Genomic DNA, 17,512 nt, shown 5'->3' with positions numbered 1-17,512 from the left:
CCTCAGTCGGGGCGCAGACCATGCCCAGAACCCCCTCCCGACCGTTACCGTCACACGATCGGTCGTCACACTCCTGGCGGATCATCGGGCCCGGGTGACCAGACGACGGATAAGGGAGCACTTCGGTCCGGTCCGGAAGGGGTAACGACGTGGCGGTGGCGCCAGCCATGCCGTGGGCCCAGTCCTCGGGCCGGCCCCGCCGTGGCCGGCACCGGCTGCCCGACGCCCAGGCCACCAAGCCCCAGCCGCTGTCCGGCTGGGCCAAGGCGATCCTGGCCGACATCGCCGTCCCGGCCGTCACCATGCCCCCGGAGATGCGGGTCGCGGAACTGGACGACTGGTTCCGCGGCAACCCCCGGGCCACCACCGTGGTGGTGCCGCTGGCAGCCGGGCCGATCGTGGTGGACCGGGCCTGGTTCGACCGCTGGGTGGCCGGGGCCCTGGGCTACGGGCGCTCGGTGTTCAAGCGGATGACCCTGGCCGACCTGGACGACGTGCCGAGCATCTTCCTGACCGCCGACACCACGATCGACGCGGCCGCCGCGGTGGTCACCGACGAGGCCCCCAGCGAGGAGGCCTCGGTGAGCACCGTCGGCGTGGTCGCCGCCGACGGCACCCTGATGACCGTCTCGGTGACCACACTGTTCCGGGCGCTGTCGTACAGCTACGCCTACCAGGCCCGGCACGACGTGCTCACCGGCCTGCCCAACCGGGCCTCGCTGATGGAGTGGATGCGCGGGCACGACGCCCAGTCGGGCGACCTGACCGTGCTCTACATCGACCTGGACCGGTTCAAGGACGTCAACGACAGCCTCGGGCACGCGGTCGGCGACCAGGTGCTGCAGCTGTTCGCCGAGCGGCTGCAGAACATCGCCCGCCCGGACGACCGGGTGGCCCGGCTCGGCGGTGACGAGTTCGCGATGGTGCTGGCCGGGGCGCTCACCCCGGACGAGTCACGCTCGGTGGCCGAGCGGATCGTGCACGAGGCCTCGATGCCGTTCAGCGTCACCGTCGACCACGGCGACGGCCAGCAGGTCGAGGCGGTGGCCAGCATCGGCGCCAGCGTCGGGGTGGCCGGCGCCGACTCGGTGATGTCCGGGGTCAGCCTGGAGGACCTGGTCTCGCAGGCCGACCTGGCGATGTTCCAGTCCAAGTCGCACGGCCGGGGCCGGGTCACCCACTTCGACGCCGAGGTGCTGGCCACCCGGGGCTCGCAGGCCGAGCTGCGGGCCCGGCACCACATGGAGCGCCGGCTGCGGCTGGCGATCGCCAACGGCGACCTGCGCCTGCACTACCAGCCGCTGGCCGAGGTGGCCAGCAACCGGATCGTCGGTGCCGAGGCGCTGGCCCGCTGGGCCGACGACGAGCTCGGGCCGGTCTCACCGGCCGACTTCATCCGGATCGCCGAGGAGACCGGGCTGATCATCGACCTCGGCCGCTGGGCGCTGCACAGCGCCTGCCAGGAGGCGGCGACCTGGCCGATGTTCGAGTCCTCGGACGGCATCCGGCGGCGGATGAAGGTGACCGTCAACGTCTCCGCCGTGCAGCTGTCGCAGCCCTCGTTCGTGCAGGACGTCTCCCGGGCCCTGGTCGAGTCCGGCCTGCTGCCGCGCACCCTGTGCCTGGAGATCACCGAGACCGCGGTGATCGGCGACATGGAGGCCACCGCCCGGATCCTGCAGGACATCCGCGACCTGGGGGTGACGATCGCGCTGGACGACTTCGGGACCGGCTACTCGTCGCTGACCATGCTGCGCGACCTGCCGGCCGACGTGGTCAAGATCGACAAGTCGTTCATCGACAAGATCGCCGACGAGACCTCCACCGACAGCGTGCTGGCCCGGCTGGTGATCGAGACCGCGCACTCGCTGGGCATGGGGGTCTGCGCCGAGGGGGTGGAGACCAACGAGCAGGCCGAGCGCCTGGCCGACATGGGCTGCGACACCCTGCAGGGCTGGCTGATCTCCAAACCGCTGCCCGGCTCCGACGCCTTCACCGCCTGGCTGCCCACCGCCGTGCTGCCGGAGTGCCTGGGCCCGCGGGCCTGACTGAGGTCGCGACTTCTGCGGGCGCGCCCAGAATGGTGGGCATGTACCTGATCAAGGAACGCTTCTTCGACCTCGGTGACGACTTCGACATCACGGACGAGGACGGGCGCCTGGTGCTGCACGTCGACGGCAAGGTGCTCAGCCCGCGCGGCCGCCTGGTGATCAAGGACCCCTCCGGTCAGGAACTGGCCTCGGTGCACCGTCAGCTGGTCTCGCTGCGGGAGAAGTACACGATCACCGTCGGGAACCAGAAGGCCGCCGAGGTGAGCAAGAAGTTCTTCACCCCGTTCGGCGACCGCTTCACCATCGACGTCCCCGGCCCGGACGACCTGGAGATGCGGGGCGACCTGTTCGACCACGAGTACTCGGTCTCGCGCGGCGGCCGCGAGGTGGGAATCGTGTCCAAACGGTTCTTCTCGATGCGTGACACCTACGCCGTGCGGATCGCCGAAGGCGAGGACCACCTGCTGATCCTCGCCTCCGTGCTGGCCCTCGACGCGGCGGCGGCCCGCAAGGACAAGGACAAGAACTAGTCCACCGCCGGCGCGGCGGAACTGTCCCGCAGCACCAGATGGGTTGAGATCAGCACGTTCTCGGACGCCGGCTCGGCGGGGGCCGGCGTCTGGCCGTGGCTGTCGCGGATGCCGTGGATCAGCATGTCCACGCTGCGCCGCCCCACGCCCTCGAAGTTCTGCCGCACGGTGGTCAGCGGCGGCCAGAAGTTGCGCGACTCCTCCATGTCGTCGAAGCCCACCACGCTGATCTCGGCCGGTACCCGCCGGCCCTTCTCGTGCATCGCCCGCAGCAGCCCCAGCGCCATCTGGTCGTTGGCGGTGAAAATGGCCGTCACGTCGGGATTGTCGGCCAGCTCCAGGCCGGCCTGGTAGCCCGAGTCGGACGACCAGTTGCCGTGGATCACCGGCGGCACCGGGCAGTCGTGCCGCTGGAGCGTGTCGCGCCAGGAGTGCCGGCGCCGGTTCGCCGAGTAGGAGTTCAGCGGCCCGGAGACGTGCCAGACGGTGCGGTGGCCCAGGCCGAGCAGGTGCTCGGTGGCCAGCCGGGCGCCCTCGGCCTGGTCGGTGTCGACGATCGGGTGCGGCAGGTCGGCCCCCGCGTCGATCACCACCACCGGCAGCCCGGCCGGCCAGTGCACCGCGGTGGTGTCGATCGAGCTGGTCTCCATCACGATGATCACCCCGTCCACCGCCTGCTTGTTCAGCCGGGCGAAGGCCTTGGTCACGTCGGTCTGGGAGGGCCGCCGCACCGGGATCAGGGTGATCGAGTAGTTCGCGTCCGAGGCGGCCATGGCGATCTCGTCGAGCGTGCGCATGTTGCCGAACGACGAAAGGGTGAACATGATCACGCCGATGTTGCCGAAGCGCCCCAGTCGCAGAGCGCGCGCAGCGTTGTTCGGCCGGTAACCGATGTTGCGCATTGCGGCGAGGACGCGACTGCGCGTGCTCTCGTCCACATTGTTATGTCCGTTGACGACCCGGGAAACCGTCTGTCCAGAAACCCCCGCAATTCGGGCAACGTCTGCCATAGAGGGACCGCGCCTTCGCGATTTTGCCTGTACAGCGAGGGTTTCTGGGGCCTCCGCCGTACCGTCCGGGTGATTCACTGCCGGACGCCCGTGGTCATGTTCACGTAAACATGCTAGCTTCCGAAGACCGAGATGTTGACGTAAACATCTCGGGTTCTTTCCAGAGAGGTAAAGAGGATGACGATGGCGTCGGGGACCGTTCCACCGGTCTCGCCCGCGCGGCCGCCGATCCGGCGCAAGACGCGAAAGGACTGGCGGGGCTGGATCTTCGTCGGCCCGTTCATGGCCGTCTTCGCCCTGGTCTTCATCGCGCCGCTGGTCTATGCGATCTACCTGAGCCTGTTCCGGCGTCAGCTGATCGGCGGCAACAGCTTCGTCGGCCTGGACAACTACACCCAGCTGCTGCAGGACCAGGCGTTCTGGAGCTCGCTGACCCGGGTCCTGCTCTTCCTGGTCATCCAGGTCCCGATCATGCTGATCATCGCGCTCGCCGCGGCGATGGCCATCGACAGCGCCCGGATCTACGGTGCGAACCTGTTCCGGATCGCCCTCTTCCTGCCCTACGCGGTGCCGGCCGTGGTGGCCGTGCTGATGTGGGGCTTCATCTACGGCGACCAGTTCGGTCTGGTCGGCCAGCTGAACGACGCGATCGGCACCGGACTGAACCCGTTCGACCGAAGCTGGATCCTGGTCTCGATCGGTAACATCGTCACGTGGTCGTTCGTCGGCTACAACATGCTGATCTTCTACACCACGCTGAAGACCATCCCGGCCGAGCTGTACGAGGCCGCGGAACTCGACGGTGCGGGCCAGTTCTGGATCATCCGGGCGATCAAGCTGCCGGCCCTGCGCGGGTCGCTGGTGATCGCCACGATCTTCTCGATCATCGGCAGCTTCCAGCTGTTCAACGAGCCGAACATCCTGCGCCCGCTGGTGAAGAGCATCATCACCACCGACTACACGCCCAACATGTACGCCTACAACCTGGCCTTCAGTGGCCAGCAGCAGAACTACTCGGCGACCGTCGCGATCGTGATGGGTGTCGTCACCGCGATCATCGCGTACGTGGTGCAGCTGCGCGGTTCGCGGACGGAGGACCGCTGAGATGAGTTCGTCCACGCTGTCCCGGCCGGAGTCCGAGGGCAAGGCTCCCCGCCGCTCCCGGCCGGCCAAGGAACGGGGCCGTCCCGGCACCCAGAAGTCGATCGCGATGACCGTCCTGATGGGCGCCTTCCTGATCTACACCGTGCTGCCGCTGGTCTGGCTGGTGATCAACGCCTCCAAGACCCAGGAGCAGCTGTTCGACTCCTTCGGGCTCTGGTTCGCCGACGGTTTCGCGTTGTTCTCCAACATCGGCGACACGCTGAACTACCAGGACGGCATCTTCGTCCGCTGGATCGGCAACACGCTGCTGTACGTGGTGGTCGGCGCCGGCGGCGCCACCCTGCTGGCCACGCTGGCCGGTTACGGTATGGCGAAGTTCCGGTTCCCCGGCCGCGGCGCGGTCTTCGCGATCGTGCTCGGCGCGGTGGCGGTGCCCGGTACCGCGCTGGCCGTGCCGACCTTCCTGATGTTCAGCAAGCTCGAGCTCACCAACACCCCGTGGGCCGTGATCATCCCGTCGCTGATCAGCCCGTTCGGTCTGTACCTGATGTGGGTGTTCGCCACCGAGGCGATCCCCACCGAGATCCTCGAGGCCGCCCGGATGGACGGCGCGGGCGAGCTGCGCACCTTCTTCACCATCTCGATGCGGCTGCTGGCTCCCGGTATCGTCACCGTGCTGCTGTTCACCACGGTGGCCACCTGGAACAACTACTTCCTGCCGCTGATCATGCTGAGCGACCCCGACTGGTACCCGCTGACCGTGGGCCTGAACCAGTGGAACGCCCAGGCCCAGAGTGCCGGTTCGCAGCCGGTGTTCAACCTCGTCCTGACGGGCTCGCTGCTCTCGATCGTCCCGATCGTGGCCGCGTTCCTCGTCCTGCAGCGCCAGTGGCAGTCCGGCCTGTCCGCCGGAAGCGTCAAGTGAGCAGCACCCCCGCTCACCCCACTGGCTCGTTCCTCCAGCACGTCCCCGTACGACCCCGGCCGGAACTCAGGCCGGGCTCCCGCAACACGACGAAGTGAAGGGAAGCTCCCTCGATGTCCCGTAAGTTCAACAAGCCCGTGAGCCGCCGGATGTTCACCATCGGTGCGGCCATGGCCATCGGCCTGACCCTGGCCGCCTGTGGTGGCGGCGACTCCGACTCGGACTCCGGCTCGGACACGGTCGCCGGTTCCCAGGCCGACCTGGACGCCGCGCTCGAGAAGGGTGGCGAGCTCACCTTCTGGAGCTGGACCCCCTCGGCCAAGGACCAGGTCGCGGCCTTCGAGAAGGCCTACCCGAACGTCAAGGTCAACTACGCGAACGTCGGCACCAACGTCGACGAGTACACGAAGCTGACCAACGCGATCGAGGCCGGCTCCGGCGCCCCCGACGTGGCCCAGGTCGAGTACTACGCGGTGCCGCAGTACGCGCTGTCCGAGTCGCTGGTGGACCTGAAGAGCTACGGTCTGGGCGACCTGGAGGCCGACTACACCGCCTCCACCTGGGGCCAGGTCTCGGTCGACGGCAAGCTCTTCGGCCTGCCGCAGGACTCCGGACCGATGGCGATGTTCTACAACAAGAAGTCGTTCGACGCGGCCGGCATCGAGAAGGTGCCGACCACCTGGGACGAGTACATCGACGCGGCCAAGAAGATCCACGCGCACAACCCGGACTGGTACATCACCAACGACAACGGTGACGGTGGCCAGACCCTGAGCATGATCTGGCAGGCCGGCGGTCACCCGCTGAACGTCGACGGCAACACGATCAACGTGAACTTCGAGGACGAGGGCACCAAGAAGTACACCGCGATGTGGAACCAGCTCCACACCGCCGGGCTGCTGTCCGACGCCCCGGGCTGGACCGATGAGTGGTTCCGGGCGCAGGCCGACGGCTCCATCGCCACCCTGCTGACCGGCGCCTGGATGCCGGGCAACCAGATCGCCAACGCCGCCGCCGCTTCCGGCGACTGGCGCGTGGCCCCGATGCCGACCTACGACGGTGGCGCCCCGGCCACCGCGGAGAGCGGCGGTTCCTCGATGGCCGTGATCAAGCAGAGCAAGAACCCGGCTCTGGCCGCCGCGTTCGTGCGCTGGCTGAACCACGACCCGGAGAGCATCAAGATCTTCATCGAGAGCGGCGGCTTCCCGGCCACCACGGCCGACCTGAGCGACCCGAGCTTCACCGACGCCGAGTCCGAGTACTACGGCGGTCAGAAGATCAACCAGGTGCTCGCCGACGCGGCCGGCGCGGTCCAGCCGAACTGGTCCTACCTGCCGATCCAGGCCTACGCCAACACCATCTTCGGTGACACCGCGGGCAAGACGTCCTACGTCAACCGCAGCGACCTGAACAAGGGCCTGGCCGCCTGGAAGGCCAAGATCGACGAGTACGCCAAGCAGCAGGGCTTCACCGTCGAGTAACACCAGATCCACGCGAGAGCGGGCCGGGCTGACTCGCAGCCCGGCCCGTTCTTTGCCCAGAACCGCTCGAGAAAGGTACGACGATGATTCCGGCAGACCTGCGGGTCCGGCTCGGCGAGACGGTGGCCCCGGTGCCCCCGCGGCTCTTCGGCGGTTTCGTCGAGCACATGGGCCGCTGCGTCTACCAGGGCATCTACGAACCCGAACACCCGAGTGCCGACGAAGGCGGCTTCCGCGCCGACGTGCTGGAACTCGTCCGTGAGCTCGGGGTCACCGTGGTGCGTTACCCGGGAGGCAATTTCGTCTCCGGCTATCGCTGGGAGGACGGGGTCGGCCCGCGTTCGGAGCGGCCGGTCCGGCTGGACGCGGCCTGGCACCAGACCGAGACCAACCAGGTCGGGCTGCACGAGTTCGCCACGTGGGCCGCGCAGGCCGGCGTGGAGGTCATGCAGGCGGTGAACCTCGGTACCCGCGGGATCGAGGCGGCCGGCGACCTGCTGGAGTACTCCAACCACCCGGGCGGGACCGCGCTGAGCGACCGGCGCCGGGCCAACGGCGCCGAGGAACCCTTCGGGATCACCCTCTGGTGCCTGGGCAACGAGATGGACGGCCCCTGGCAGATCGGGCACAAGACGGCCGACGAGTACGGTCGCCTGGCTGCCGAGACGGCCCGCTACATGCGCTTTCTCGACCACCGGGTGGAGCTGGTGGTGGCCGGCAGCTCGAACATGGAGATGCCGACCTTCGGGGAGTGGGAGCGGACCGTCCTGCGGCACACCGCGGACCAGGCCGACCACATCTCGGTGCACGCCTACTACGAGGAGTCCGACGGTGACGTGGCGAGCTTCCTCGCCTCCGCCGCCGGGCTGGACCGGTACCTGGACACCGTGGCCGGGATCATCGACGAGGTGCGCGAAGAGCTCGGCCTGACCAAGCAGATCGGCATCAGCGTCGACGAGTGGAACGTCTGGTACCAGCGCGACTGGAACGACAACCACAAGGACGCGGTGCTCTCCGGCGACTGGCCGGTGGCCCCCCGGCTGATCGAGGACGAGTACAACGTCACCGACGCGGTGGTGGTCGGCTCGCTGCTGATCTCGCTGCTGCGGCACAGCGACCGGGTCTCGATGGCCAACCTGGCCCAGCTGGTCAACGTGATCGCCCCGATCCGCAGCGAACCGGACGGCGCCGCCTGGCGCCAGACCACGTTCTTCCCGTTCGCCCTGACCTCGGCGCGGGCGCGCGGCCGGGTGGTCCCGCTGTCGGTGAAGGTGGCCGCCGGGCTCACCGAGAAGTACGGCGAGGTCGAACTGGTGGACGCGGTGAGCACCGTTTCCGACGACGGTTGCGTCTCGCTGTTCGTGGTCAACCGTTCTGTTGACGACCCGGCCGCTCTGTCGGTCGAACTGGACGGCGCGGAACTGGTTCTCGAGGACGCCCAGACCCTGACCGTCCCGGCCGGTGGTGACCGGTTCACCACCAACACCCAAGAGTCGCAGCCGGTCGCCCCGGTGGCGCTCGACGGCGTCGTCGTGGAGGGGGCCGGCACCGCCACCCGGCTCTCCGTGACGCTGCCCCCCATCTCCTGGTCGGTGCTCACCCTGCGCCCGGCTGCTGCTGTCTCGGAGGGAACCCCTCATGCCTGAGCTGTCCATCGGTGAGAAGGACTTCCTTCTCGACGGCGAGCCCTACCAGATCATCTCCGGTGCGCTGCACTACTTCCGGGTGCACCCGGACCAGTGGGCCGACCGGATCCGCAAGGCCCGGCTGATGGGCCTGAACACGATCGAGACCTACGTCCCGTGGAACCTGCACTCACCCACCCGAGGTGAGTTCGACACGTCCTCAGGTCTGGATCTCGAGCGCTTCCTGAAGCTGGTCGCGGACGAGGGCATGCACGCGATCGTGCGCCCCGGCCCGTACATCTGCGCCGAGTGGAGCAACGGCGGTCTGCCGCCGTGGCTGCTGCGGATCGAGGGCATCGGGCTGCGCCGCTCGGAGCCGCAGTACGTGGCCGCGGTCAGCGAGTACCTGAAGTCGGTCTACGAGATCGTCGCCCCGCTGCAGATCGACCGGGGCGGGCCGGTTTTCCTGGTGCAGATCGAGAACGAGTACGGGGCCTACGGTTCCGACAAGGAGTACCTGGCCGAGCTGGTCCGGGTGACCCGGGAGGCCGGGATCACCGTGCCGCTCACCACGATCGACCAGCCGACCCCGCAGATGCTGGCCGACGGCAGCCTGCCCGGCCTGCACCTGACCGCCTCGTTCGGCTCCCGCAGCACCGAGCGCTTCAAGACCCTGCGCGAGTTCCAGCCCACCGGGCCGCTGATGTGCATGGAGTTCTGGAACGGCTGGTTCGACAGCTGGGGCTTCCACCACCACACCACCACGGTGGAGGACTCCGACCAGGCACTGGACGAGATCCTGGCGGCCGGCGGCTCGGTGAACTTCTACATGTTCCACGGCGGCACCAACTTCGGGATGACCAACGGGGCCAACGACAAGGGCGCCTACGTGCCGCTGGTGACGTCGTACGACTACGACGCGCCGCTGGACGAGGCGGGCAACCCGACGGCGAAGTACCACGCGTTCCGTAAGACGATCGCCAAGTACGCGCCAGTGCCGGACGAGCTGCCGGCGGAAGCGGCTGCCGCCCCCGAGTTCTCGGTGGGCCTGACCGCCACGGCCGGTCTGCTCGAGGTGGCCGGCTCGCTCGGCACCGCGGTCACCGGCGAGACCCCGCTGACCTACGAGGAGCTGAGCCAGGACACCGGTTTCGTGCTCTACGAGGCCTCGGTGGAGGGCCTGGCGCCGGGTGTGCTGAAGATCGGCGAAGAGGTCCGGGACCGGGCCTACGTCTACGTCGACGGGGTGCCGGTGGGCATCCTGTCGCGGGACTCGCACGAGCGCACGCTCCGCCTGCCGCTGGCCGGTTCCACCCTGACGATCCTGGTCGAGGACCAGGGCCGGGTGAACTACGGCGAGCGCCTGGGCGAGGCGAAGGGCCTGATCGGCGCGGTCACCCTGAACGGCACCCCGGTGCTGAACTGGACCGCCCGGCCGCTGGACGTGGACCGGCTGGCCTCGCTCGACCTGAGCGGTGCGGCCACCGACCTGGGCCCGACCGTGTTCACGGCCGAGTTCGAGCTGGCCGAGGCGAGCGACCTGTTCCTCGACGCCGGTGACTGGGGCAAGGGCCTGGCCTGGCTGAACGGCTTCAACCTGGGCCGTTACTGGCGCCGGGGCCCGACCCGCACGCTCTACGTGCCGGCGCCGGTGACCCGGGCCGGGAGCAACCGTCTGGTCGTGCTCGAACTGGAGTCCGTGGCCGAGGAGTCCGCCGCCTTCGTGGGCGGGTTGAGCCTGGGGCAGACCGAGTTCTGATCCGCCCCTTCCGGAAGGAGGCCGGTGGGACGGGTGCGGAAGCGGCGCCGCGTCCGTTCCACCGGAACTCCTGAGTATTGTCTTTGGACGCTTGTCGAAGACCACGCCAAGTCATGACACATGAACGCGCTGTGCCCGATAGAGTCTGAGAGTGACCACCGAAGCCGCTGCGCCCACGCTCGCCGACGTCATCGCGGTCCTGGAGCGGATGTACGACCCGGCCTGGGCGCGCGACTGGGACGCCGTGGGACTGGTCTGCGGTGACCCGGGGGCCCAGGTGCGCCGGATCCTGCTGGCGATCGACCCGGCCCCGGTGGTCGTCGAGGAGGCGCTGGCCTGGCGGGCCGACCTGCTCATCACCCACCACCCCCTGCTGCTGCGCGGTGTCCACGGCGTGCCCACCACCAACCCCAAGGGCCGGGTGGTGCACCAGCTGATCCGCGGTGGCTGCGCGCTCTACACCGCGCACACCAATGCCGACGCGGCCGCTCCCGGTGTCTCCGACGCCCTGGCCCGGATGCTCGGCCTGACCGACCTGGTGCCGCTGTCGGCCGACCCCTGCGACCCGGTGGACAAGCTGGTCACCTTCGTTCCCGAGGCGGCGGTCGACAAGGTGCTGGACGCGCTGGCGGGGGCCGGGGCGGGCGAGATCGGCGAGTACGAGCGGTGCGCCTGGACGGCGGTGGGCTCGGGCACGTTCGTCCCTGGCACGAATGCGACCCCGGCGATCGGCACCCCGGGCGAGCGTGAGGTGGTGCCCGAGCGGCGGATCGAGATGGTCGTGCCGCGCCGGCGCCGGGCCCAGGCCCTGGCTGCGCTGCGGGCCGCGCACCCCTACGAGGAGCCCGCGGTGGACGTGTACGAGCTGGCCCGCTGGTCGGGCCCTCGTGGCATCGGCCGGGTGGGCACGCTCGAGCAGCCGACCAGCCTGCGCGAGTTCGCCATGCTGGTGGCCGAGGCGCTGCCCAGCACCGCGCAGGGCGTGCGGGTGGCCGGTGACCCGACGGCCGAGGTGTCCCGGGTGGCGGTCTGCGGCGGCGCCGGAGACTCGCTGTTCGACGCGGTGCGGGCCTCCGAGGCCGACGTGTACGTCACCGCCGACCTGCGCCACCACCCGGCCTCCGAGGCCCGGGACGCGGCCGGGGAGGGCCCGCCGTTCCTGGTCGACGTGGCCCACTGGGCCAGCGAGTGGCCTTGGCTGAACGGGGTTTCCAACCGGCTGGAGGGGGCCCTGGCCGATGCCGGGCAGGCGGTCGAGGTCCTGGTCTCGGCACGCAGTACCGACCCGTGGGTGTTCCGGGTGCCCAGCCCCGGCGGCATGGTCCGCTGAGAGGTTCGCTGATGACCTAGGCTGGGGGTTTCCCACGGGGGGACTTAGCTAGGAGGACATTGCTGTGGTGACGGCGGCGGCTCAGGATCAGTGGCGGCTGCTGGACGTGCAGGCGCACGACATCCGGCTCACCCAGATCGCGCACCGGCAGCGCTCGCTGCCCGAGCACGCGAAGATCGTCGAGCTGGAGAAGAAGCTCCAGGGTGTCGACGACGAGCTGGTGGTGGCCCGGACCGCGCTCACCGACGCGGGGCGGGAGCTGACCAAGGCCGAGGCCGACGTCGAGCAGGTCCGCCAGCGGGCGGCCCGCAACCAGGCCCGGCTCGACGCGGGTCAGGGCAGCGCGAAGGATCTGCAGGCGATCCAGCACGAGCTGGAGAGCCTGGCCACCCGGCAGAGCGTGCTGGAGGACACCGAGCTCGAGGTGATGGAGCGCCAGGAGGCCGCGCAGGCCCTGGTCGAGGCCGCCACCGCCCGGCGGGACGCGGTCACCGCCGAGATCGCCGAGGCCGCCCAGGCCCGCGACAAGCAGATCGCGGCGCTCGACGAGGAGGCCGAGTCGGTGCGCCGCGAGCGCGACACCTCGGCCGGCGGCATCCCGAAGGAGCTGCTGGCTCTGTACGAGCGCATCCGCGAGAGCAACCACGGGGTCGGCGCGGCCAAGCTCTACCAGCGGCGTTGCGAGGGCTGCCGGATGACCCTGCCGCCCAACGACCTGGCCCGGATCCGTAGCGCGCCGGAGAACCAGGTGGTGCGCTGTGAGGAATGCAGCCGGATCCTGGTGCGTACGGCCGAGTCCGGGCTCTGACCGGCCCTGCTGATCTCGGGGCGCCGCTGACCCTGCACCTGGTCCGGCACGCCAGTACGGCGCTGACCGGGTCGGTGCCCAGCGGTGGGGACCGGCATGGTCCGGCGCTGAGCGACCAGGGCGTGGCCGAGGCGCTGGATCTGGCCTCGCGTCTGGGACCGGCCGATGCTCTGATCACTTCACCGCTGTTGCGCACCTGGCAGACGGCCTGGGCGGTGCGTGAGGCCGTGGGGTGCGAACCCGAGGTCGCGCCGGAGTGGGCCGAGCTGCGGCTGGGGGAGTGGGACGGTCTGGGCTACGGCGAGATCGCCCGCCGCTGGCCGCAGGAGTTCGCGCGGTGGCGCGAGTCCGCGGCGGCCCGGCCTCCGGGCGGCGAGTCCCTCTCGGACCTGCAAGAGCGTACGGACGAGGCCGGGTCCCGATTGCGGGCCCGGTTCGCCGGGCGTTCGGTCGTGGTGGTCACGCACACCGGCCCGGTCCGGGCCGTGGTCGCAGGTGCCCTGGCGGCCGGCCCGGCCGCGTACTGGCGGCTGCGGGTGGATCCGGCCAGTGTCACCACCCTGCGCTACTGGGCCGACGGCGGCGTGGAGGTGGTCACCGTCAATCGCACCTGAACGGACCTGAACGGGCCAAGCAGGTGAAAGTCCGGCATCGGCGCGAGAGCGCGGTGGTCCTGCTCTTAAGACTGTCGGCGGCCTGAGGTAGAACTGATCACATGGCCGAGACCGAGCAGCCCCTGCGCTACAGGTTCCTGACGGGTCCCGACGACCGCAGTTTCTGCGAGCGGGTCAGCGCCGCCCTGGCCGAGGGCTACGTGCTGCACGGTCCGCCCACCCTGACCTTCGACGGTCAGCGGGTGATCGCGGGGCAGGCGCTGGTGCTGCCCGAGGTGCTCACCGCGCAGCCGCCGACCACCACTCCCCGAATCCTGGAGGCCTGAGCCGTGGCATACGCCGGAGACCTTTCCCCCGAGCAGGCGTGGGAGCTGATCAGTTCCACCCCCGAGGCGGTGCTGGTCGATGTGCGCACCCGGGCCGAGTGGTCGTACGTCGGGGTGCCCGACCTGACCTCGGTCGCGAAAGACGTGGCCCTGGTCGAGTGGACGTCGTTCCCCGACGGTGCCCGTAACCCCGCCTTCCTCGACCAGATCGGCGCTGCCTCGGCCGACAAGTCCGCGCCGGTGGTGTTCCTCTGCCGCTCGGGCGTGCGGTCGATCGCCGCCGCCGAGGCGGCCACCGCGGCGGGGTACACGTCCGCCTACAACATCCTGGAGGGCTTCGAGGGCCCGCCCGACGAGCAGAACCACCGGGGCCGCAAGGCCGGCTGGAAGGTGCGCGGCCTGCCCTGGAAGCAGGGCTGAGGCCGGCCCTTCCCCGGCTGCCCCGCCCCTGGTCGCCCCGCCCCTGGTAGGAGTGCCTCTGTCGGCACCGCCCACCTCTGCCCCACCACTCGAGGAACGAGCCCCATGAGCAGCGAGACCCCCGACCCCGCAGGCACCCCCGACACCCGCCGCCCGGCCACGCTCAGCGTGCGCGGTGGCACCGTGCGGTCGAACTTCGCCGAGATGTCCGAGGGTCTGTTCCTCACCCAGGGCTACACCTACGAGTCGGCCGGTGAGGCCGAGGCGGCGTTCAAGGGCGAGCTGGAGCACTTCGTCTACTCCCGCTACGGCAACCCCACGGTGTCGATGTTCGAGGAGCGGCTGCGCCTGATCGAGGGCGCCCCGGCCGCCTTCGCCACCGCCACCGGCATGTCCGCGGTGTTCAACGCCCTGGCCGCCCTGCTCGGCGCGGGCGACCGGGTGGTGGCCTCCAAGGCCCTGTTCGGCTCCTGCTTCGTCATCCTCGACGAGATCCTGCCGCGCTGGGGGGTCGAGACGGTCTTCGTCGACGGGGCCGACCTGGCCCAGTGGGAGCAGGCGCTGAGCAAGCCCACCCAGGCCGTGTTCTTCGAGTCGCCCTCCAACCCGGCGCAGGAACTGGTCGACATCCGCGCGGTCAGCGAGCTCGCCCACGCCGCGGGCGCGCAGGTCGTGGTGGACAACGTGTTCGCCACCCCGCTGCTGCAGAAGCCGCTCGAGCTGGGCGCCGACATCGTGGTCTACTCGGCCACCAAGCACATCGACGGCCAGGGCCGGGTGCTCGGCGGGGCGATCCTCGGCCCGGAGGAGTTCGTCAACGAGAAGGTGCAGAACCTGATGCGCCACACCGGGCCCTCGATGAGCCCGTTCAACGCCTGGGTGCTGCTCAAGGGCCTGGAGACGCTGCGCCTGCGGGTCGACGCCCAGTGCGCCTCGGCGCTGCGCATCGCCGAGTTCCTCGAGGCCGACGCCCGGGTCGGCGCGGTGAAGTACCCGCACCTGCCCAGCCACCCCCAGTTCGAGCTGGCCAAGCGCCAGATGAGCGCGGGCGGCACGGTGGTCACCTTCGAGCTGGGCGACAAGGACCGGGCCTTCGCCCTTCTCGACGGTCTGCGGGTGGTCGACATCTCGAACAACCTGGGCGACGCCAAGTCGATGGTCACCCACCCGGCCACCACCACCCACCGCCGGCTCACCCCCGAGGCCCGCGCGGCGGCCGGAATCAGCGACGGCACCGTGCGCATCTCGGTCGGCCTGGAAGACATCGAAGACCTGCTGGAGGACCTGGACAGCGCTCTGGGCTGAGTGCCGCGGGGCCGGCACTGACCCGTTCGCCTGGGCCGACGGGCGGGGCCGCGTCCGGCCGGCCAGGGTTCGCTGTGCGGCCCGTGTACGCATCCGTAAGGACCCACCCGCTTGCCCAGGACTGTGGCGCACCGGGTTTGGTGGGCCGGGTCGGTTGTGGACCATGTGTACACATGCGCCCTGGGCGGAACCCCGCCGGGTCGGCCTGGCTTGGCTCTTGAGCCGGGTCGGTTCTCGGGTTGCGAGAGCGGGGTCAGCGGGCTGAGGGTTCTGGCATGGACGATTCGGGCGTGTGGCTGCCCATCCTGGTCGGTGTGCAGAGCGTCGGCTTCCTGCTCGCGGTGGGCGGCGGGATCTGGCTGTACCGCACGACGATTGCCGAGGCCGAGCGTCGGCGGGACGCCGGGATGAGCGACTACGTGCCGGAGGGCGACGCGCAGACGATCCAGATGCTCAAGTCTGCCGATGCTGAAGAGCTGGACGGTGGGCGGCTTCTCGTGCTGCAGATGGTGGCCGAGTCGCTGGCGTCGCGTCGTCCGACGGCCCTGCTGACGATCGCCGGTGTCCTGACCCAGGCGTGCTGGCTCTTCCAGGACGTGGCGGTCTGGATGAAGGTCGTCGTGGTCCTGCTGGCCGCCTTCTACCTGGTGGCGGCGATCCGGATCGAGCGTAACGCCAGGGTGGCCGCCGCCTTCCTGCGGCGGCACCCCTTCAGCTCCCGCGCCTGACGGCCTACTCCGGGCGGCGTTCGTTCGCCTCGCGGGCGGCCAGGTCCTTCGCGGCCGACCAGACGGCTTCCACGTCGGGCCATTCCGTGCTCTCCACGCCGATCGAGATCCGGACCAGCCAGCGTCCCTGCACCACGGCCGGCGTCACGGTGCCCACGCCGCTGTGGTTCAGGGCGTCGGCCCAGGCCAGGGTGTGGGCGTCGAGGGCTTCGCCGGTCAGGCCGGGCGGCTCGTGGCGGATGCACACGGTCTGCAGGGCCACGGGGGCGACCACGTTCCAGTCCGGCTCGGCGGCGACCAGGCGGGCCAGGCGCTGGGCGTTGGCCAGGTCGCGGCGCAGTCGCTCGCGGATCGCCTCCACGCCGTCCAGGCGCAGGTGGAACCAGAGCTTCAGGGCGCGGAAGCGGCGGCCCAGGGGGATGCCCCAGTCCCGGTACTCAGTTGCCGTGCGGGCGTCCGACACGGCGTTGCGCAGGAAGCTGGGGTTGGTGGACATCACCCGGATCAGGCGCTCGGGCTCGCGGACGTAGAGCAGAGAGGTGTCCAGGATGGTGCCCATCCACTTGTGGGGGTTCCAGCCCAGCGAGTCCGCCGGGGGTACGCGCACCCCGTCCGGCGTGGTGAATCCTTCGATCCCTTCGACCAGCCAACGGTATTCGGGCAGGAGCAGGGCGGAGCCGGCCATGGCCGCGTCGACGTGCACCCAGATCCCGTAGCCCGCGGCAATTTCCAGGATCTCGGCCAGCGGATCCACGGCGGTGGTGGCCGTGGTACCTATGCTCACCACGATCGCCGCGGGCACTCGTCCTTCATTGACGTCTTTCTCGATCGCCGCCCGTAGGGCTGCCGGATCGAGCGCGTGGGTCACCGGGTCGGTGCTCAGCGTGCGGATGTTGGAACGCCCGAAACCGGCCAGCAGCGCGGCTTTCGGCACAGCGGAGTGAGCGTGTTCGGAGGTGTACACGGTGAGGGGGGCCGGTAGTGACTGCAGGCCGCCGCGCTCGCTCACGTAGTCGGCGGCGCGCTCCCGGGCGGCCAGCATCACGACAAGGCAACCGGTGGAGGCCGTGTCCTGGATGGCTCCGTGCCAGCCTTCGGACAGACCGGTGAGCTGGCGCATCCACTCGCACACCACCTCTTCCAGCTCGGTCAGCGCCGGGGCGGACTGCCAGGAGATACCCAGGGCGCCGATGCCGGAGGAGGTGATGTCGCCGAGCACCGACGCCAGCGAGGCGTTGGAGGGGAACCAGCCGGTGTGCCGGGGGTGCTGCACCTGCATCAGACCGGGAACGATGATCTCGTCGAGGTCGCGCAACAGCGCGGCCAGTTCCTCGGGCTCGGAGGGGGGAGTGCTGGGCAGGGCGCCGGCCACGTCACCGGGCTTGACCGCGGACTGCACGGGGCGGTCGGGGATTCCCGCGCGATAGTCGGCGATCCAGTCGATCAGCTGATGGCCTGCGATACGGAACTCTTCGGGGGTCACGCCGCCCAGTCTG

At 70.0% G+C, this 17,512-nt stretch carries 16 protein-coding genes; 14 read left to right on the top strand and 2 right to left on the bottom strand.

Going from position 1 to position 17,512, the window contains the following annotated elements; all coding sequences use genetic code 11:
- Positions 1 to 149: 149 nt before the first annotated feature.
- The gene (locus QSK18_RS28340) at positions 150 to 2,048 is read left to right on the top strand and encodes a putative bifunctional diguanylate cyclase/phosphodiesterase (protein ID WP_232813422.1); all 1,899 of its coding nucleotides are present in this window, start codon (positions 150 to 152) and stop codon (positions 2,046 to 2,048) included.
- A gap of 41 nt (positions 2,049 to 2,089) precedes the next feature.
- Entirely contained in the window at positions 2,090 to 2,581 is a 492-nt protein-coding gene (locus QSK18_RS28335) for an LURP-one-related/scramblase family protein (RefSeq protein WP_232813421.1), read from the top strand.
- Here QSK18_RS28335 and QSK18_RS28330 read toward each other — a convergent pair.
- Positions 2,578 to 3,591 (bottom strand): LacI family DNA-binding transcriptional regulator, encoded by a 1,014-nt coding sequence (locus QSK18_RS28330; protein WP_232813420.1) that lies wholly within the window; start codon positions 3,589 to 3,591, stop codon positions 2,578 to 2,580. The genes QSK18_RS28335 and QSK18_RS28330 overlap by 4 nt on opposite strands.
- 177 nt (positions 3,592 to 3,768) lie before the next feature.
- Here QSK18_RS28330 and QSK18_RS28325 point away from each other — a divergent pair, with 177 nt between their 5' ends.
- The 12 genes from QSK18_RS28325 (at position 3,769) to QSK18_RS28270 (ending at position 16,016) form a co-directional block, all read left to right on the top strand.
- Positions 3,769 to 4,695 carry a carbohydrate ABC transporter permease gene (locus QSK18_RS28325; RefSeq protein ID WP_232813419.1) on the top strand — a complete coding sequence of 309 codons (927 nt, stop codon included), beginning with the start codon at positions 3,769 to 3,771 and terminating at the stop codon, positions 4,693 to 4,695.
- Position 4,696: 1 nt separating this feature from the next.
- Complete coding sequence (locus tag QSK18_RS28320; protein ID WP_232813418.1) at positions 4,697 to 5,620, top strand: carbohydrate ABC transporter permease; 924 nt, start codon at positions 4,697 to 4,699, stop codon at positions 5,618 to 5,620.
- Between the two features lie 113 nt (positions 5,621 to 5,733).
- Positions 5,734 to 7,101, top strand: coding sequence for an ABC transporter substrate-binding protein (locus QSK18_RS28315; protein WP_232813417.1), 1,368 nt, complete (start codon positions 5,734 to 5,736; stop codon positions 7,099 to 7,101).
- Positions 7,102 to 7,184: 83 nt separating this feature from the next.
- Complete coding sequence (gene arfA, locus QSK18_RS28310) at positions 7,185 to 8,747, top strand: arabinosylfuranosidase ArfA (protein ID WP_285625267.1); 1,563 nt, start codon at positions 7,185 to 7,187, stop codon at positions 8,745 to 8,747.
- Positions 8,740 to 10,485, top strand: a complete 1,746-nt coding sequence (locus QSK18_RS28305; protein WP_285625262.1) for a glycoside hydrolase family 35 protein — start codon at positions 8,740 to 8,742, stop codon at positions 10,483 to 10,485. Before arfA ends, QSK18_RS28305 begins: the two co-directional genes overlap by 8 nt.
- A gap of 151 nt (positions 10,486 to 10,636) precedes the next feature.
- Positions 10,637 to 11,815, top strand: a complete 1,179-nt coding sequence (locus tag QSK18_RS28300; protein ID WP_232813414.1) for a Nif3-like dinuclear metal center hexameric protein — start codon at positions 10,637 to 10,639, stop codon at positions 11,813 to 11,815.
- A 67-nt stretch (positions 11,816 to 11,882) separates the two neighbouring features.
- The gene (locus QSK18_RS28295) at positions 11,883 to 12,623 is read left to right on the top strand and encodes a zinc ribbon domain-containing protein (RefSeq protein WP_232813413.1); all 741 of its coding nucleotides are present in this window, start codon (positions 11,883 to 11,885) and stop codon (positions 12,621 to 12,623) included.
- Entirely contained in the window at positions 12,581 to 13,237 is a 657-nt protein-coding gene (locus QSK18_RS28290) for a histidine phosphatase family protein (RefSeq protein WP_232813412.1), read from the top strand. The genes QSK18_RS28295 and QSK18_RS28290 overlap by 43 nt, the downstream gene beginning before the upstream one ends.
- 101 nt (positions 13,238 to 13,338) lie before the next feature.
- Complete coding sequence (locus QSK18_RS28285) at positions 13,339 to 13,563, top strand: DUF1737 domain-containing protein (RefSeq protein WP_285625255.1); 225 nt, start codon at positions 13,339 to 13,341, stop codon at positions 13,561 to 13,563.
- A 3-nt stretch (positions 13,564 to 13,566) separates the two neighbouring features.
- Positions 13,567 to 13,983: a rhodanese-like domain-containing protein gene (locus QSK18_RS28280; protein WP_232813410.1), complete on the top strand. Its 417-nt coding sequence runs from the start codon at positions 13,567 to 13,569 to the stop codon at positions 13,981 to 13,983.
- Positions 13,984 to 14,088: 105 nt separating this feature from the next.
- Positions 14,089 to 15,288 carry an O-succinylhomoserine sulfhydrylase gene (locus QSK18_RS28275; RefSeq protein WP_232813409.1) on the top strand — a complete coding sequence of 400 codons (1,200 nt, stop codon included), beginning with the start codon at positions 14,089 to 14,091 and terminating at the stop codon, positions 15,286 to 15,288.
- Positions 15,289 to 15,563: 275 nt separating this feature from the next.
- The gene (locus QSK18_RS28270) at positions 15,564 to 16,016 is read left to right on the top strand and encodes a hypothetical protein (protein WP_285625250.1); all 453 of its coding nucleotides are present in this window, start codon (positions 15,564 to 15,566) and stop codon (positions 16,014 to 16,016) included.
- Positions 16,017 to 16,020: 4 nt separating this feature from the next.
- Here the strand turns inward: QSK18_RS28270 and QSK18_RS28265 are convergent, their stop codons facing one another.
- Positions 16,021 to 17,499 (bottom strand): pyridoxal phosphate-dependent decarboxylase family protein, encoded by a 1,479-nt coding sequence (locus QSK18_RS28265; protein ID WP_285625247.1) that lies wholly within the window; start codon positions 17,497 to 17,499, stop codon positions 16,021 to 16,023.
- Positions 17,500 to 17,512 lie beyond the last annotated feature (13 nt).

Origin of the sequence: Kineosporia sp. NBRC 101677 (assembly GCF_030269265.1) — a bacterium.
Lineage (GTDB): Bacteria > Actinomycetota > Actinomycetes > Actinomycetales > Kineosporiaceae > Kineosporia > Kineosporia rhizophila.
This window is presented reverse-complemented; position numbering and strand designations above follow the sequence as displayed.

Bases quoted from the DNA above. Each gene is read 5' to 3' on its own strand.
- QSK18_RS28330 (WP_232813420.1), bottom strand. From the start codon at position 3,591: ATGGCAGACGTTGCCCGAATTGCGGGGGTTTCTGGACAGACGGTTTCC.
- QSK18_RS28325 (WP_232813419.1), top strand. From the start codon at position 3,769: ATGACGATGGCGTCGGGGACCGTTCCACCGGTCTCGCCCGCGCGGCCG.
- QSK18_RS28275 (WP_232813409.1), top strand. From the start codon at position 14,089: ATGAGCAGCGAGACCCCCGACCCCGCAGGCACCCCCGACACCCGCCGC.
- QSK18_RS28285 (WP_285625255.1), top strand. From the start codon at position 13,339: ATGGCCGAGACCGAGCAGCCCCTGCGCTACAGGTTCCTGACGGGTCCC.
- QSK18_RS28290 (WP_232813412.1), top strand. From the start codon at position 12,581: ATGCAGCCGGATCCTGGTGCGTACGGCCGAGTCCGGGCTCTGACCGGC.
- QSK18_RS28270 (WP_285625250.1), top strand. From the start codon at position 15,564: ATGGACGATTCGGGCGTGTGGCTGCCCATCCTGGTCGGTGTGCAGAGC.
- QSK18_RS28315 (WP_232813417.1), top strand. From the start codon at position 5,734: ATGTCCCGTAAGTTCAACAAGCCCGTGAGCCGCCGGATGTTCACCATC.
- QSK18_RS28320 (WP_232813418.1), top strand. From the start codon at position 4,697: ATGAGTTCGTCCACGCTGTCCCGGCCGGAGTCCGAGGGCAAGGCTCCC.
- QSK18_RS28335 (WP_232813421.1), top strand. From the start codon at position 2,090: ATGTACCTGATCAAGGAACGCTTCTTCGACCTCGGTGACGACTTCGAC.
- arfA (WP_285625267.1), top strand. From the start codon at position 7,185: ATGATTCCGGCAGACCTGCGGGTCCGGCTCGGCGAGACGGTGGCCCCG.
- QSK18_RS28305 (WP_285625262.1), top strand. From the start codon at position 8,740: ATGCCTGAGCTGTCCATCGGTGAGAAGGACTTCCTTCTCGACGGCGAG.